The organism is Peribacillus sp. 05N428, assembly GCF_056397085.1.
Genome location: NZ_JBFTMS010000016.1, coordinates 57,470 through 71,344, shown reverse-complemented (window position 1 = coordinate 71,344; position 13,875 = coordinate 57,470). Strand labels below are relative to the sequence as shown.

At 42.5% G+C, this 13,875-nt stretch carries 14 protein-coding genes; 13 read left to right on the top strand and 1 reads right to left on the bottom strand.

The window, feature by feature from the left end; all coding sequences use genetic code 11:
* Window positions 1-32 precede the first annotated feature (32 nt).
* The 3 genes from rpmF (at window position 33) to AC1DIV_RS16040 (ending at window position 1,818) form a co-directional block, all read left to right on the top strand.
* Window positions 33-206, top strand: a complete 174-nt coding sequence (rpmF, locus tag AC1DIV_RS16050; protein WP_034313929.1) for a 50S ribosomal protein L32 — start codon at window positions 33-35, stop codon at window positions 204-206.
* A gap of 148 nt (window positions 207-354) precedes the next feature.
* Window positions 355-1,119, top strand: coding sequence for an enoyl-CoA hydratase/isomerase family protein (locus tag AC1DIV_RS16045; RefSeq protein WP_340875644.1), 765 nt, complete (start codon window positions 355-357; stop codon window positions 1,117-1,119).
* Between the two features lie 78 nt (window positions 1,120-1,197).
* Window positions 1,198-1,818: an RsfA family transcriptional regulator gene (locus AC1DIV_RS16040; RefSeq protein ID WP_048684572.1), complete on the top strand. Its 621-nt coding sequence runs from the start codon at window positions 1,198-1,200 to the stop codon at window positions 1,816-1,818.
* Window positions 1,819-1,862: 44 nt separating this feature from the next.
* On the opposite strand, the gene AC1DIV_RS16035 is transcribed toward AC1DIV_RS16040, so the two are convergent.
* On the bottom strand, window positions 1,863-2,351 hold the full coding sequence (locus tag AC1DIV_RS16035) for an N-acetyltransferase (RefSeq protein WP_318291365.1): 489 nt from the start codon (window positions 2,349-2,351) through the stop codon (window positions 1,863-1,865).
* A 467-nt stretch (window positions 2,352-2,818) separates the two neighbouring features.
* Here AC1DIV_RS16035 and AC1DIV_RS16030 point away from each other — a divergent pair, with 467 nt between their 5' ends.
* The 10 genes from AC1DIV_RS16030 to AC1DIV_RS15985 all read left to right on the top strand — a co-directional run bounded on the left by AC1DIV_RS16030 (window position 2,819) and on the right by AC1DIV_RS15985 (window position 13,811).
* Window positions 2,819-3,703: a 2-dehydropantoate 2-reductase gene (locus tag AC1DIV_RS16030; protein WP_340875647.1), complete on the top strand. Its 885-nt coding sequence runs from the start codon at window positions 2,819-2,821 to the stop codon at window positions 3,701-3,703.
* A 4-nt stretch (window positions 3,704-3,707) separates the two neighbouring features.
* A complete protein-coding gene (locus tag AC1DIV_RS16025) occupies window positions 3,708-4,100 on the top strand; it encodes a DUF3397 domain-containing protein (RefSeq protein WP_275730360.1) in 393 nt (130 codons plus the stop codon).
* Window positions 4,101-4,209: 109 nt separating this feature from the next.
* On the top strand, window positions 4,210-5,838 hold the full coding sequence (gene bshC / locus AC1DIV_RS16020; RefSeq protein WP_340875649.1) for a bacillithiol biosynthesis cysteine-adding enzyme BshC: 1,629 nt from the start codon (window positions 4,210-4,212) through the stop codon (window positions 5,836-5,838).
* A gap of 86 nt (window positions 5,839-5,924) precedes the next feature.
* Complete coding sequence (locus AC1DIV_RS16015; protein WP_286676029.1) at window positions 5,925-6,059, top strand: hypothetical protein; 135 nt, start codon at window positions 5,925-5,927, stop codon at window positions 6,057-6,059.
* Window positions 6,060-6,180: 121 nt separating this feature from the next.
* Window positions 6,181-6,612, top strand: coding sequence for a division/cell wall cluster transcriptional repressor MraZ (gene mraZ / locus AC1DIV_RS16010; protein ID WP_034313914.1), 432 nt, complete (start codon window positions 6,181-6,183; stop codon window positions 6,610-6,612).
* A gap of 52 nt (window positions 6,613-6,664) precedes the next feature.
* Window positions 6,665-7,597 carry a 16S rRNA (cytosine(1402)-N(4))-methyltransferase RsmH gene (rsmH, locus tag AC1DIV_RS16005; protein WP_340875654.1) on the top strand — a complete coding sequence of 311 codons (933 nt, stop codon included), beginning with the start codon at window positions 6,665-6,667 and terminating at the stop codon, window positions 7,595-7,597.
* Window positions 7,598-7,629: 32 nt separating this feature from the next.
* A complete protein-coding gene (gene ftsL / locus AC1DIV_RS16000; protein WP_072272701.1) occupies window positions 7,630-7,986 on the top strand; it encodes a cell division protein FtsL in 357 nt (118 codons plus the stop codon).
* A 2-nt stretch (window positions 7,987-7,988) separates the two neighbouring features.
* Window positions 7,989-10,145, top strand: a complete 2,157-nt coding sequence (locus AC1DIV_RS15995) for a penicillin-binding protein (RefSeq protein ID WP_340875656.1) — start codon at window positions 7,989-7,991, stop codon at window positions 10,143-10,145.
* 112 nt (window positions 10,146-10,257) lie between these two features.
* Window positions 10,258-12,180: a stage V sporulation protein D gene (locus AC1DIV_RS15990; RefSeq protein ID WP_034313905.1), complete on the top strand. Its 1,923-nt coding sequence runs from the start codon at window positions 10,258-10,260 to the stop codon at window positions 12,178-12,180.
* Window positions 12,181-12,338: 158 nt separating this feature from the next.
* On the top strand, window positions 12,339-13,811 hold the full coding sequence (locus tag AC1DIV_RS15985; RefSeq protein ID WP_340875658.1) for a UDP-N-acetylmuramoyl-L-alanyl-D-glutamate--2,6-diaminopimelate ligase: 1,473 nt from the start codon (window positions 12,339-12,341) through the stop codon (window positions 13,809-13,811).
* Window positions 13,812-13,875 lie beyond the last annotated feature (64 nt).

The window sequence follows — 13,875 nt, the reverse complement described above, 5'->3', positions numbered from 1 at the left end:
GCTTTTTTATATTTTTTAAGGAGGTGGGAATAATGGCTGTACCTTTTAGAAGAACGTCGAAAACTGTAAAAAGAAAACGTCGTACGCACTTCAAGCTTCAAGTACCTGGTATGGTAGAATGCCCGAGCTGTGGTGGAATGACTCTTTCACATCACGTTTGTAAAGAATGTGGAACATATAAAGGAAAAGAAGTTGTCGCAAAATAATTTCTTGACCTACTTGAGAGCTTAGCTCTCTTGATGCAACACGCTAATCAAAGCGCAGGGATTTTTCTCTGTGCTTTTTTTACAAATATATTTGGCAGAATATTTCGAATCATTTGTGTTTGCCGATGATTTTGGAGAAGGTGTTTACATGGATCAGGTGATTGAAGTTGAAATGGATAAACGCGGTTTCATGAAGCTCCTATTTAATAGACCGGAGAAAAGGAATGCCGTGAATTATCAGCTGATGGACGAACTTGAGTCGATATTGTCGGAAGCTGCAAGCGATGATGAAGTTAAGTTGCTGGTCCTGACCGGCGCGGGCTCTGAGGCGTTCTGTTCAGGCGGGGATCTAAGGGAATTTCAGGATTTGCATACAGAAGAAGAGGCCTTTTCTATGTTATCGAAAATGGGTGAAATTCTGTATAAACTAGCAGTTTTCCCAAAACCGACAATAGCGCTAATCAATGGAAGTGCTTTCGGCGGCGGATGCGAAATAGCGACAGCTTGTGATTTCAGGTTAGCAAAGAGGGAAGCTAGGCTAGGGTTTGTACAAGGTACTCTAGGAATAACGACTGGCTGGGGCGGAGCTTCGCTTTTACTTGAAAAAATACCAGAGCAAAAAGCGCTAAAGCTATTATTGGATGCAAAAATACATAAAGCTGAGGAAGCGAAGGAACTTGGTTTCGTAGATGAGGTAGTCGGAGAAGGTACGGATGGATGGGAATGGTTTGCGGAAGATTTTCTTCGCCATGAGAAAGGGGTATTGATGGCCTATAAACGATTGCTGGTCCATAAATGGCAGGATAGCGGGCTTAAAGGAAGAATGGATGCGGAAATCCGGGAATGTTCCAAACTGTGGGCGAGTGATGAGCACCATGCTGCAGTCGAGCGTTTTCTAAATAAGAAAAAATAAATATTACAGCTCTATATATCTTCTATCTTTCCTAGCATGTGCATATTATGAATTAAAACTTGCTAAGGAGGTAGAGAGATGACGATTGCGAGACAAGATGCATGGACTCATGATGAGGATCTGTTGTTGGCTGAAGTGGTACTGAGGCATATACGGGAAGGCAGTACACAATTAAAGGCGTTTGAAGAAGTGGGGAAACAGTTATCAAGGACATCTGCTGCTTGTGGGTTCCGTTGGAATTCCTTTGTTAGGAAGCAATATAAATCAGGGATAGAGCTGGCGAAAAAACAAAGGAAAGAACAGGTAGTCAATAATCCTGAAGTGGAAAGGGATTCGATTGCAGCGGTCGAAAATGTCACGATTGAAGAAATAACGCCCGAGCATGAAGATAAAGAATCTATTACCCTTCAGGAAGTTATATTATATTTAACCAAAATGGATGAATTCTTTCAGCTTGATAATAAGGAAAAAGAACGGATTTCTGAGCGTTCCCTATTTCTTGAACGGGAAAATGTCCGATTACTGGAAGAGAATGTCCTGCTTAAGGAAAACCTGAAAGCTGTTGAGGAAGATTATCGTGCGTTAATGCAGATCATGGAGCGCGCAAGAAAACTTAGTGTCCAGGAGGACGAAAAGGCGAATCCGAAGGTGAGTTTTCAAATGGATAAGAATGGTAATTTGGAAAGGGTCAATAAATAAAAAATGCGGGTGGGAAAATCCGCCCGCATTTTCTTGATGCTTCCTTATTCTTGTGTATCTATTTCTTCCTTATCTTGTATGTCAAATGGGCTCCAAATCAGCGGGTTTTCTCCGAGGTCCCTGTCCAAGTCATAGGAAACAGCAGAAAAACCCATCTTTTTCCAAAAGTCTTGTGAATGGACTCTTGGGTTGGTTTTGATAGGCATGTTCAGGCTTTTGGCGAATTCGACCAAAGCTCTTCCATAACCTTTTTTCTGATAGTTAGGCAGGACTTCAAGTTTCCAAAGCACAAGGAAATCCCTGGAATTGTCAAAATACTGGTCGAATTTAGCGCTTCTTTTATACAGGCTCATGCGAGCTACAAGTTTATCGCCATAAAAGATTCCGTAAAAAGGTGATTGGCTGTCATTTTCGATGATGTTACCCTCTAAATCATCTAGCATGGACAGTTCCTGTATCCCATATTCTTTGAATTTTTTGAATTCCTCAAGCGTTTTAAAATTTACAAGTAATCGTTCAACCTTGTATTCCATAAAAAAGCTCCCCCTTAATTCTGATAAACCTCTTCCGATAGTACCCTTTGAAAGTCATCCCACTGATCTTTGCCATGTGGAATTTCAACTTAGGTTAAATCTAGTATGACATCATCGACTTATCCTAGCTGACTAAATGCTTATAGCCTTATATCCCCCGCCCTTTTCCCTTCAATCTCTTGGGGTGAGTTTGGAGTTATCTTTTGTTCCTGTAAAGTCTTCAAAATGGCTAAGCTTTTCGTATCTAATATACCATTAAATTAACACTTAAAGAAGAAAATATATCTTCAATTGCGTATTAATCATTCTTTCCATTGGTATTTTATGACGAGCCATCGTTAATGGCAGTTCCATCGTTTCGTTCAATCAGATTGGCTGCGTTTTCCAACGATGGGAAAATTGGTGCAGGCTAAAAAAGATAATGTGATAAAATAGTAAATATATATAAAAAAGTAAGGAAGGTTATTATGAGAATTGGAATCATTGGCGGAGGGGCCATAGGGCTGCTGTTTGCGTCCCATTTAAGTGAAAAACATAATGTGACTCTCTATACTCATACTGCGGATCAGGCGTCCATCATCCAACGTGATGGAATCCGTCTTATTGCGGATGGTGAAAGCCGACTGCTGACGGGCATCATTTCCAAGGGGCTGGATGAAGGGATATCGGATGTGGATCTTCTAATAGTGGCAGTCAAGCAATATCACCTGCCGCAAATATTGCCTAGGATCAAAGGTATTCAGGTTCCATTGCTATTCTTGCAGAATGGCTATGGGCATATTTCTTATTTAAAGCAGCTTCAATCCCCGACCATATATGTGGGGGTAGTGGAGCATGGTGCATTGAAACATGACGGGAATACCGTGGAGCATACGGGGCTTGGCATTACAAGGATCGCTTCCTTTAGAGGGGAACTTGGGCAACTATCGCTCATGAATGAAAGGATCGATCATTTTCCTTTTACGACGAGTGAAGATTTTCACTCGATGCTGATGGATAAACTTGTCGTCAATGCGGTGATAAATCCATTAACGGCGATACTTGGTGTGGAAAATGGCGGTTTAATCACTAACTCTTTTCACTACCAATTATTTCAAGATCTTTTCGGGGAAATCTCCGGTATTTTGGAAGTTCAAAATAAGGAAGAGTCATTTGAACATGTGAAATCCGTTTGCATGGCAACTGCTGAAAATCGATCGTCCATGCTAAAAGATTTAGAAAATGGCCGTAAAACGGAAATTGATGCCATTTTGGGTCATATCCTCTCGGAGGCAAAGAATAAAGGGAAAAGTGATTGCCTGACGTCTTCTCTATATAAGATGGTCAAAGGAAAAGAGTCTCAGGGGGGATGAGGATGTGCCGTACGTAGTTTCAAGCCTTGCCGCGATATTTATTACCTTGCCTTTCGTAGGGTATATACTTTTTTTTATAGGTGCCAAACAATTCACTGGAAACCATCGGCGCTCCGTTCAATTTGCAATGGACATGAGTACGCTGCTGTTCGTATTATCCGTCCATTATTTGATCATTACGATTTGGGATATGCAAATTCTTTGGGTGATCATGCTCATCATGATCATCAACGCATTCGTGGTGGTTCTTGTCCATTACAAGGTAAAAGGAGAAATCATTTTCCATAAGGTATTAAAGGGTTTTTGGAGAGTGAACTTCGCCTTCTTTTTCGTGGCTTACCTTCTATTGTTTTCCATTGGAATAATCACAAGTATTACGAAGATATTGACTACATAACATAGAACAACGCATCAATTTTCTGCTGCTGGGCAACTTCTTTTGTTTTCTTAAACCGGAATGTTATACTCTAAAAAGAATTGTAGTTGCAGAGAAAGGGAGAACAGAAATGGAGATGAAAGATCTCGCGTTACCATCTTTAAACCGTTTTGCATCGGACTATTTACAAAACCGTCTTGAAACGGAGGATTATTTTCACTATGACTTGTCTAAGCCTGACATTTATCTCAATAGATATGAAGAATTGATGAACCGCTCTTTTTCACGTGGGGAATTGTCGGATTACATACAACAATACATGTCTCGTCTTTCGTTCAGTGAGGCAGTTAAGGGTAATATTGAAAGGTTGCGCAGGGATGATTCCGTGGTTGTGATTGGAGGACAGCAGGCAGGGTTATTATCAGGGCCGCTGTATACCATTCATAAAGTGATATCGATCATTAAGCTTGCGGAAGAACAGGAAAAAAAACTGGGGCAGCCAGTCATTCCGGTTTTTTGGATAGCTGGAGAAGATCATGATTTGGCTGAAGTCAATCATGTTTATGTTATGAAAAACGGAAAACCCGATAAAAAAACCTACCCTTCCTACCAGCCATATAAAACAATGGTTTCCGATGTGGAGCTGGAAACGGAAAAGGCAGAGAAGTGGCTTGAGGAAATCATTGAAACATATGGAGAAACGGAATTTACGAACAAACTCCTGATTGATATGAAGGAAACCATTAAGAGATCGAATACTTTCGTCGATTTCTTCGCCGAGCTGATTCATGAATGGTTCAAAGAATATGGCCTTTTACTAGTCGATGCCGGAGATCCGGATTTAAGGCGAATCGAGAAGGCATACTTTGAATCGATGGTCAATGAAAGTGGACGGATTGCTGAAGTGGTCGAGGAACAGCAATCATTCATGCATGCAAAAGGGTATGCAAAAATGATTGAAATGGATAAACAGGCCGCTAATTTATTTTATTATGATCCAGAAAAAAAAGATCGATGTTTACTCGAACGTGTAGAAGGCGGTTTCAGCGGAAAAAACGGTGAGGTATCATTTACCGGAGATGAACTCTTGCAGATAGCCAGAAATCATCCAGAACGATTAAGCAACAATGTCATTACACGCCCGCTCATGCAGGAAATGCTTTTCCCTGTATTGGCTTTCGTTTCTGGGCCAGGGGAAATAGCCTATTGGGCAGAATTAAAAAAGGTGTTTGAGTTGTTTTCCATGAAGATGCCGCCAATCATTCCTAGGTTAAACATCACGCTGGTGGAGCGGAGTATCCAAAGCGACCTTGAAGAAATGGAACTCAGTTTGGAAACTGTTCTGACTGAAGGGACCGCTAATGCTGTGGAAAGTTACCTTGATTCCGTTAAAGATGAGACGATTGACACCCTGTTCGGGACGCTGAAATCACAGCTTGAAGAGAACCATGAAAAGCTATTTGTCCACGCTGTCTCTTTGGATAGAGGACTCGAGCCAATGTTGAACAAGAACATTGAATTCATTCAAAAACAATTGAATTTCATCTATGGCAAAATCGGTGACCGTACAAAGGAAAGACATTCGGTCATCTTGAAAAAATATGATCGGATAGCAAATTCGCTGTACCCTCTCGAATCACCCCAGGAGAGGATTTGGAATGTGTTTTATTACTTGAATCAATATGGGCCAGAGCTCGTAAGGGATATGATGAAACTGGACTATCGCTTCAATAATCAGCATAAATTGATTTTCATTTAGAAAAACCATCCGTTTTGGGGAAAAGTGGCGGATAGATCATTTTGAATACGGTTGCCACAAACCAATCCTGATGGAGGGATTGAAATGTGAAAAAAAGACAGGTGCTAAAGCCTGTCTTTTTTCTGTTTCCTGAGTACTTGTCAGGCGGGGCTTCGACAGTAATAGTGGGCCTGCGTCTTAGTTTGAGTGCATTCGAGGGAAATGCACGTTTCTTTGAATAATTTGGCTAAATAAACTTAATAAGAAAAGAAGGTAATTTTTACTTGGAAGGAGAAAGTAAAAACAAGTGGAGAAAGGTGGGGGAATGTGGTACATTGAGATTAGAATGTGGGGGTATTGGGTATGTTCATGGGAGAGTACCATCATAACATCGATATAAAGGGCCGTTTGATAGTCCCGGTGAAATTCAGGGAAAATCTCGGGGAGCAATTTGTCCTTACCCGCGGACTCGATCAATGTTTATTTGGTTACCCTATGGAAGAGTGGAAGCTGCTAGAAGAAAAGCTGAAAGCCCTGCCTTTAACAAAAAAAGATGCCCGAGCCTTTACCCGTTTTTTCTTTTCTGCAGCTACAGAATGCGAAATTGATAAACAAGGGCGAATTAATATCCCCACGCCGCTTACTTCATATGGCCAATTGGAAAAAGAATGTGTAATTCTTGGTGTTACCAATCGTATTGAGATTTGGAGCAAATCCCTTTGGGAAAACTATTTTTCAGCTTCGGAGGATTCTTTCGCTGAGATAGCAGAAAATATGATTGGCTTTGATATTTAAGGCTGCCCTCAGAAATAGAGTCACTCAATAACCGATTGGAAGGATGTCTAGCATGTTTCAACATACAACAGTGTTATTAAAAGAGACGGTTGATGGATTGAACATCAAACCTGATGGAATTTATGTGGATTGTACTTTAGGAGGAGCCGGTCACAGCGAATACTTACTTTCACAGCTCTCTGACAAGGGCAGGCTTTATGCTTTTGATCAGGACGAAACGGCGATTCGGAATGCTAAGGAAAAATTGGAAAGCTATGGCGAACGTATTGTTCTTGTTCCTAATAATTTTAAATACTTAAAAGAAGAGTTGAATGCCCGGGGAATCGAGAAAGTGGACGGGATCCTTTATGATTTAGGTGTGTCATCCCCACAATTGGATACACCGGAGCGTGGTTTCAGCTATAACCATGATGCACCTTTGGATATGAGGATGGACCAAAGTGCTGCCATTTCTGCCTATGATGTCGTGAATACTTGGTCATTCCATGATTTGCTGAGAATTTTCTTCCAATATGGAGAAGAAAAGTTTTCGAAACAAATTGCCAGGAAAATTGAAGCGGCACGAGAAATAAAACCGATTGAAACGACGTTCGAACTTGTGGAATTAATTAAGGATGGGATACCGGCCCCGGCAAGGCGTAAAGGCGGGCACCCTGCGAAACGAGTGTTCCAAGCAATAAGGATCGCTGTGAATGACGAACTTGGTGTCTTTGAAGATTCCCTGGAGCAGGCCATTTCGCTTTTGGATAGAGAGGGAAGAATATCTGTTATTACATTCCATTCGCTCGAAGATAGAATTTGTAAAACGGTATTTAAAAAGGCCAGTAGCATGCCGGATCTTCCGCCTGGACTTCCAGTTATCCCGGATGAATTCAAGCCAACTATGAAAATAATTACGAGAAAACCGATTTTACCTTCAGAAGAAGAGTTGGAAGGGAATAATCGTTCCCGGTCGGCTAAGCTAAGAATCGCCGAAAAGCAATGATTACAGAAAAAAATCAGTGAGGGGGAACATGAATGAGTTCCATAGCCAAAAAAGTACAAGAACAGCAATATGAAGACCAACAGCAGCAACAGACACAGCAAACAGTGGTCATCCGTAAAGCGAAGATATCCATTGGTGAAGTTTTCTTACTATGTGCCCTTGCTATCATGGTCACCTTCATGGGAGTGAAAATAGTCTCTAATCAAGCGGCCATCTATGAAACGAATAAAGAGATCCAGCTAGTGGAAACATCGATTGAAGAACAGGGTAAAGTGAATGATGATTTAAAAGTGCAGGTTGCTGAACTTAGTACATACGAGAGAATTTGGAAAAAAGCTGCAGCGCTAGGGTTCAAGTTAAATGAGAATAATGTGAAGGGTGTGCAGTGATAATGCAGAAACAAAAAAATATGAAGCATGGGGCAGCCGGATTATTCTTCTTATTCGGCCTGCTCTTTTTTGTTTTAGTCTGCCGCTTTTTGTATATTCAGGTGACGGGTACAGCTGGCGGGGAGGTACTGGCTTCGAAAATCGACAAGAAATATGAAAAAAAACAGGTCATAGAAGCAAAAAGGGGAAGCATACTCGATACAAAAGGTGAAGTCATCGCCGAAGATACTTCCTCCTATATCTTAAGGGCAGTACTTAGTGAAAAGGAGCCGGAGCATGTCAAGGATCCGGAGAAGACCGCGAATGAGCTTGCTAAATATATCGAAATGGATGAACAGGACATCTATGAAAGACTTACGAAAAAAGGGGCATACCAAGTGGAGTTTGGCAGTGCCGGCAAGGATTTGACTCAGGTCGTCAAGCAGAAAATAGAAAAATTGGAACTGCCGGGAATTACATTCGGAAGGACCAATAAACGTTTTTATCCGAATGGGATTTTTGCCTCCCATCTGATTGGTTATGTAGAAAAGGATGAAGAAACGGGAGAAATGGCTGGTAAGTTCGGCATCGAAAGGTACCTCAATAAAGAATTGCAGGAAACGGATGGGAAGCTGACATATGACAGTGACTCATGGGGTTTCCTCTTACCGGATAAGAAGGAAAAAGTCGTTGCTCCTGATAATGGCAATGATGTCATGCTTACGATCGACAAGAAAATACAAACATTCTTGGAAGACTCGATGAGCAAAGTGCAGGAAAAATACGATCCCGAACAAATCATAGCGATTGTCTCCAATCCCAAAACGGGGGAGATTGTGGCGATGGGGCAAAGGCCCACCTTCCATCCGACAACGAAAGTCGGCCTAACGGATACATGGCGTAACCTGGCTATTGAAGAAACCTTCGAACCGGGTTCAACCATGAAAACCTTCACCCTTGCCGCGGCTGTTGAGGAAGGGGTCTTTAATCCGAATGAAAGCTTTGTTGCAGGAACCTATAAAGCCGGATCGGGGAAAATCGGGGATCATAGCGGAATCGAAAGAGGAAAGAGCATGACCTTTCTGGAAGGGGTACAACGTTCCTCGAACGTCGCTTTTGCCACACTTGCAATGGATAAAATAGGAGCCGATACGTTCCGTGAGTATTTGACTAAGTTCGGATTTGATAAAAAAACGGGAATTGACCTGCCAAACGAGATAACCGGAAAAATTCAATACAAGTATAAGCTTGAAAAAGTGACTACCTCCTTTGGACAGGGTTCGACCGTTACACCGATTCAACAAATCCAAGCTGCATCCGCAATAGCCAATGACGGAAAAATGATGCGGCCGTACGTGATAAAAAGCATTTCCGATCAGGATACCGGAAAAATTTTGAAAACGACTAAGCCGAAAGTGACAGGGCAACCGATTTCGGCAGAAACTGCAAAACAAGTACGTGATTATTTGGAAACGGTAATTACCGCGAAAAAAGGAACTGGGAAAAAATATGCCATTGATGGATATCAAGTAGCGGGGAAAACCGGTACTGCACAAATTGCGGGTCCGACAGGTAGATATTTAGAAGGGAAAAATAACTATGTGTTCTCCTTTTTAGGAATGGCTCCAAAAGATGATCCGCAGTTGGTCATGTATGTGGCGGTCAAGCAGCCCAAGTTAGGTGTATCTTATGTTGGGGCTGATCCATTGTCAGAGATATTTAATCCTGTCATGCAAAATAGCCTGCAATATCTAAACATAAAACCTTCTGAAGTTAAAAAACAAAAAGCAAATAAAATCAAAGACTTTACGAATCAAACCGAGAGTTCAGCTGTTACAGAACTGAAGGAACTTGGTTATGATGTAAGTACGATCGGAAGTGGACGTAAAGTGCTCGACCAATCCCCGAAAGCGGGGAGTGTACTCTTACAGGGTGAAAAGATAATCCTCAGGACGGATGGCGAAATGAAAGTTCCTGACATGAAGGGATGGTCCTTGCGCGATGTCATGAAATTGGCTAAGGTTGCAAAACTGGATCTGAAAACCGAAGGTACGGGATACGTGAGTAAACAGAGTCTTGAGGCCGGGAAAAAGGTTAATGAAGGGGAAACCTTCAATATTGAATTATCCCAACCAGATGGGGCTGGTGAAGATATATCGACAAAAGAGAAAACAGAGTGAAGACAAAGAGGGGATCCAATTGGATCCCCTCTTTATTTCTATCAAATTTTCTAGTCTAGCATCGAGTAGACAAGCATATATTGAAGCATGTATGAAATGGAGGTGCCTGTTTTTGCGTGTTTCGAATGTTACTGTCCGAAAACGGCTGGCAATCGCATTGGCGATCGGTATCGTTGTTTTTTTTATCATTGATATCCGATTGGGAATTGTACAGTTTTATCTAGGGGATAAGTTGACGGGGCTGGCTAAAGATTCCTGGAGCAGGAATATTCCTTTTGAAGCCAAACGAGGAGAAATCCTTGATCGGAATGGTGTCGAGCTGGCAACGAATATATCTGCGCCAACAGTGTATGTCATCCCAAGACAGATTGAGAATCCTGGGGAGACGGCGGAACAGCTTGCTTCAATATTGGATATGACAAAGGAAAAGGCTTATCAATGGTTAACGAAACAGGCGATGAGCGTCAGAATTCCGGAAGGCAGAAAGATATCTCACGAAAAGGCGAAGGAAATTAAGGCATTAGGGATAAAGGGTGTATATATCGCTGAAGATTCAAAGCGCCATTACCCATTTGGTGAATACCTTTCACATGTTCTTGGCTTTACAGGCTCTGACAATCAAGGGTTGATGGGTATTGAATTGTCTTATGATAAGGAACTAAGCGGGGAAAAAGGATTCGTTAAATTTTACTCCGATGCGAAAGGGAAAAGGCTTGAGAATATGGCCGATGACTATAAGCCCCCTGTTGATGGTGATAACTTGAAGCTGACCATCGATAGCAAAATCCAAACAATTGTGGAGAGGGAGCTCGATAATGCGGAGGCGACATATGATCCCGATGGTATAATTGCCATTGCAATGGACCCGAACACAGGGGAAATATTGGCAATGTCCAGCAGGCCAACCTTCGACCCTGCCAATTTTCAAAATGTCCCCTCAGAAGTGTATAATCGTAATTTACCAGTTTGGAGTATATATGAACCAGGATCGACTTTTAAGATCATCACGCTTGCTGCAGCGCTTGAGGAAGGGAAGGTCGACTTACAAAAGGAACATTTTTATGATTCCGGACATGTGGAAGTGTCAGGATCAACGCTGCATTGCTGGAAAAGCGGAGGACATGGGGATCAAACTTTTCTTGAAGTGGTCGAGAACTCATGTAACCCGGGTTTTGTGGAATTAGGGAACCGGCTTGGTAAAGACAAGCTGTTTAAATATATAAATGATTTCGGTTTTGGGCAAAAGACGGGAATTGATTTAACCGGAGAAGGAAAAGGAATCATGTTCAACATGGATCGAGTGGGTCCGGTAGAGCAGGCAACTACTGCGTTTGGACAAGGTGTAGCCGTAACGCCCATTCAGCAGGTGACAGCGGTATCGGCGGCCGTGAATGGCGGGACTTTGTATACACCATATATCGCGAAGGAACTCGTGAATCCAAAAAATGGGGAAGTGCTGATGCGAAAGACCCCTCAGGCGAAGAAAAAGGTGATTTCAGAAGCAACCTCGAAGAAAGTCCGGGAAGCGCTTGAATCCGTTGTCGCCCAAGGAAGCGGTAAAGGAGCATTCGTGGAGTCGTACCGCGTCGGCGGGAAAACGGGTACAGCCCAAAAAGCTGAAAATGGCCGATACCTTGAAAATAATTATATTCTCTCATTCATTGGTGTCGCTCCAGCGGATGATCCGCAAATCGTCGTGTATATAGCTGTGGATAATCCGAAAGGAACGGTACAATTCGGCGGGGTCGTTGCCGCACCGATCGTTGGGAATATCATGGAGGATTCACTTAGGGCCATGGGCGTCAAGCCAAGGAAGAACCAGATTGAGAAGGAAACGGTCTGGACGGATCCCGTCATGGTCGAGGTACCCGACGTCGTGGGTCTCAGCAAAAAAGAGTTGCAAACCCAGCTCATCGACCTTAAGCTTGATATTGCCGGAAATGGGGATAAAGTCATAAATCAAGCCCCAGATCCAGGTGTTAAAGTAAAACAAGGCTCTACAATAAGAATTTATCTTGGCGAAAATACAGAATAAGTATAATATAATATATGAATAGTTAAAGCGGCTGAAGAATCATCAGCCGCTTTGTTTACGGAGTCGGGATAACCCCGTATAATTGAAATTGGTTTCTCGACAAGCCAAGGCTAATCACATATAATGAATCCTCAAATTAAGTTGAGAGGGATGGAAAAATGAAGCTTCACAAATTACTATCTTATTTACACTCCTTATTTACGTATGAAGGAGAAAATCCTGAAATCACCTCCATTGAAAATGATAACCGAAAAGTCATAGACGGAAGTTTATTTGTTTGTATAAAAGGTTATACAGTCGATGGTCATGATTTTGCCGAACTTGCTGTAGAGCATGGAGCTGCAGCAGTCATTGCCGAAAGGCCGCTTGACCTCGATGTTCCCGTGATCGTAGTCAGGGATTCGAGCAGGGCGATGGCAGTTCTTGCCGATGCATTTTATGGCCATCCGACTCAAAAGATGCGCTTGATCGGAATTACAGGAACGAATGGAAAGACGACGACCAGTCACTTATTGGAAAAGATTTTCGAGGATCGACAAGAAAAAACAGGCTTGATTGGCACGATGTATACAAAAATTGCCGATACGGTATATGAAACCAAGAATACGACGCCAGATAGCGTTACATTGCAGAAGGCTTTTCATGAAATGGCCGAAGCATCCGTCTCCACGGCCATTATGGAAGTTTCATCGCATGCACTTGAGCTTGGGCGCGTCCATGGCTGTGATTATGATATTGCCGTCTTTACGAATCTCACACAGGATCATTTGGATTTTCATAAAACCATGGACAGATACAGGCAGGCAAAATCCTTATTTTTCTCACAGCTTGGCAATGCTTACATAGAAAATCGCCCTAAATATGCTGTGCTTAATGCTGATGATGAGGCAACAGCCGATTTCATTAAAGCGACTGCTGCTACTGTCGTTACATACGGCATAGACAATGAAGCGGATATCAGGGCCAAGGATATAAAAATTGATGCAAATGGCACATCGTTCACCTTGACAGCAGGTAAAGAAGAGCGATACATTCAGCTGAAGCTAATTGGTAAATTCAGTGTTTATAATGTACTCTCTGCCATCTCTGCTGCTTTGTGCGCCGGTAACGATCTGGATGAGACCATTAGATCCATCGAGGATATAAAAGGTGTTGCAGGCCGTTTTGAGCTCATTTCAGCGAATCAGGACTTCCCGGTCATTGTTGACTATGCCCATACTCCGGACAGTTTGGAAAATGTTCTAAAGACTGTTGGTGAGTTTGCTAGAAAGAAAATTTACGTGATAGTGGGCTGCGGCGGGGACCGAGACAAGACAAAGCGTCCAATCATGGCGCAAATTGCATGCAGCTTGGCGACTGACCCGATCTTCACTTCGGATAATCCACGCAGTGAAGATGCTGCCCAGATCCTCCGCGATATGGAAGCTGGTGTAGCAAGCAAAGAATATAAGGTTATTGAAGACCGCAGGCAGGCGATAGCTTACGCAGTTTCAAAGGCGGAAGAGGGAGACGTTATATTAATTGCTGGAAAGGGCCATGAAACCTATCAATTGGTCGGTGACGAAGTGCTTCACTTCGATGACCGTGAGGAAGCGGAAAAGGCGATTCAAAGTCGTTTGGGTTCAGTTTGAACCAAGGCTGAAATTGCCCTGCAACAAATAGGAAAAGACATCAAGCAGAATTTTATATTTGAAT

Coding starts and splice junctions, on each gene's coding strand:
- mraZ (WP_034313914.1), top strand. CDS start 6,181: ATGTTCATGGGAGAGTACCATCATAACATCGATATAAAGGGCCGTTTG.
- AC1DIV_RS16030 (WP_340875647.1), top strand. CDS start 2,819: ATGAGAATTGGAATCATTGGCGGAGGGGCCATAGGGCTGCTGTTTGCG.
- AC1DIV_RS16045 (WP_340875644.1), top strand. CDS start 355: ATGGATCAGGTGATTGAAGTTGAAATGGATAAACGCGGTTTCATGAAG.
- AC1DIV_RS15995 (WP_340875656.1), top strand. CDS start 7,989: ATGCAGAAACAAAAAAATATGAAGCATGGGGCAGCCGGATTATTCTTC.
- rsmH (WP_340875654.1), top strand. CDS start 6,665: ATGTTTCAACATACAACAGTGTTATTAAAAGAGACGGTTGATGGATTG.
- ftsL (WP_072272701.1), top strand. CDS start 7,630: ATGAGTTCCATAGCCAAAAAAGTACAAGAACAGCAATATGAAGACCAA.
- AC1DIV_RS16040 (WP_048684572.1), top strand. CDS start 1,198: ATGACGATTGCGAGACAAGATGCATGGACTCATGATGAGGATCTGTTG.
- AC1DIV_RS15985 (WP_340875658.1), top strand. CDS start 12,339: ATGAAGCTTCACAAATTACTATCTTATTTACACTCCTTATTTACGTAT.
- rpmF (WP_034313929.1), top strand. CDS start 33: ATGGCTGTACCTTTTAGAAGAACGTCGAAAACTGTAAAAAGAAAACGT.
- bshC (WP_340875649.1), top strand. CDS start 4,210: ATGGAGATGAAAGATCTCGCGTTACCATCTTTAAACCGTTTTGCATCG.
- AC1DIV_RS16035 (WP_318291365.1), bottom strand. CDS start 2,351: ATGGAATACAAGGTTGAACGATTACTTGTAAATTTTAAAACGCTTGAG.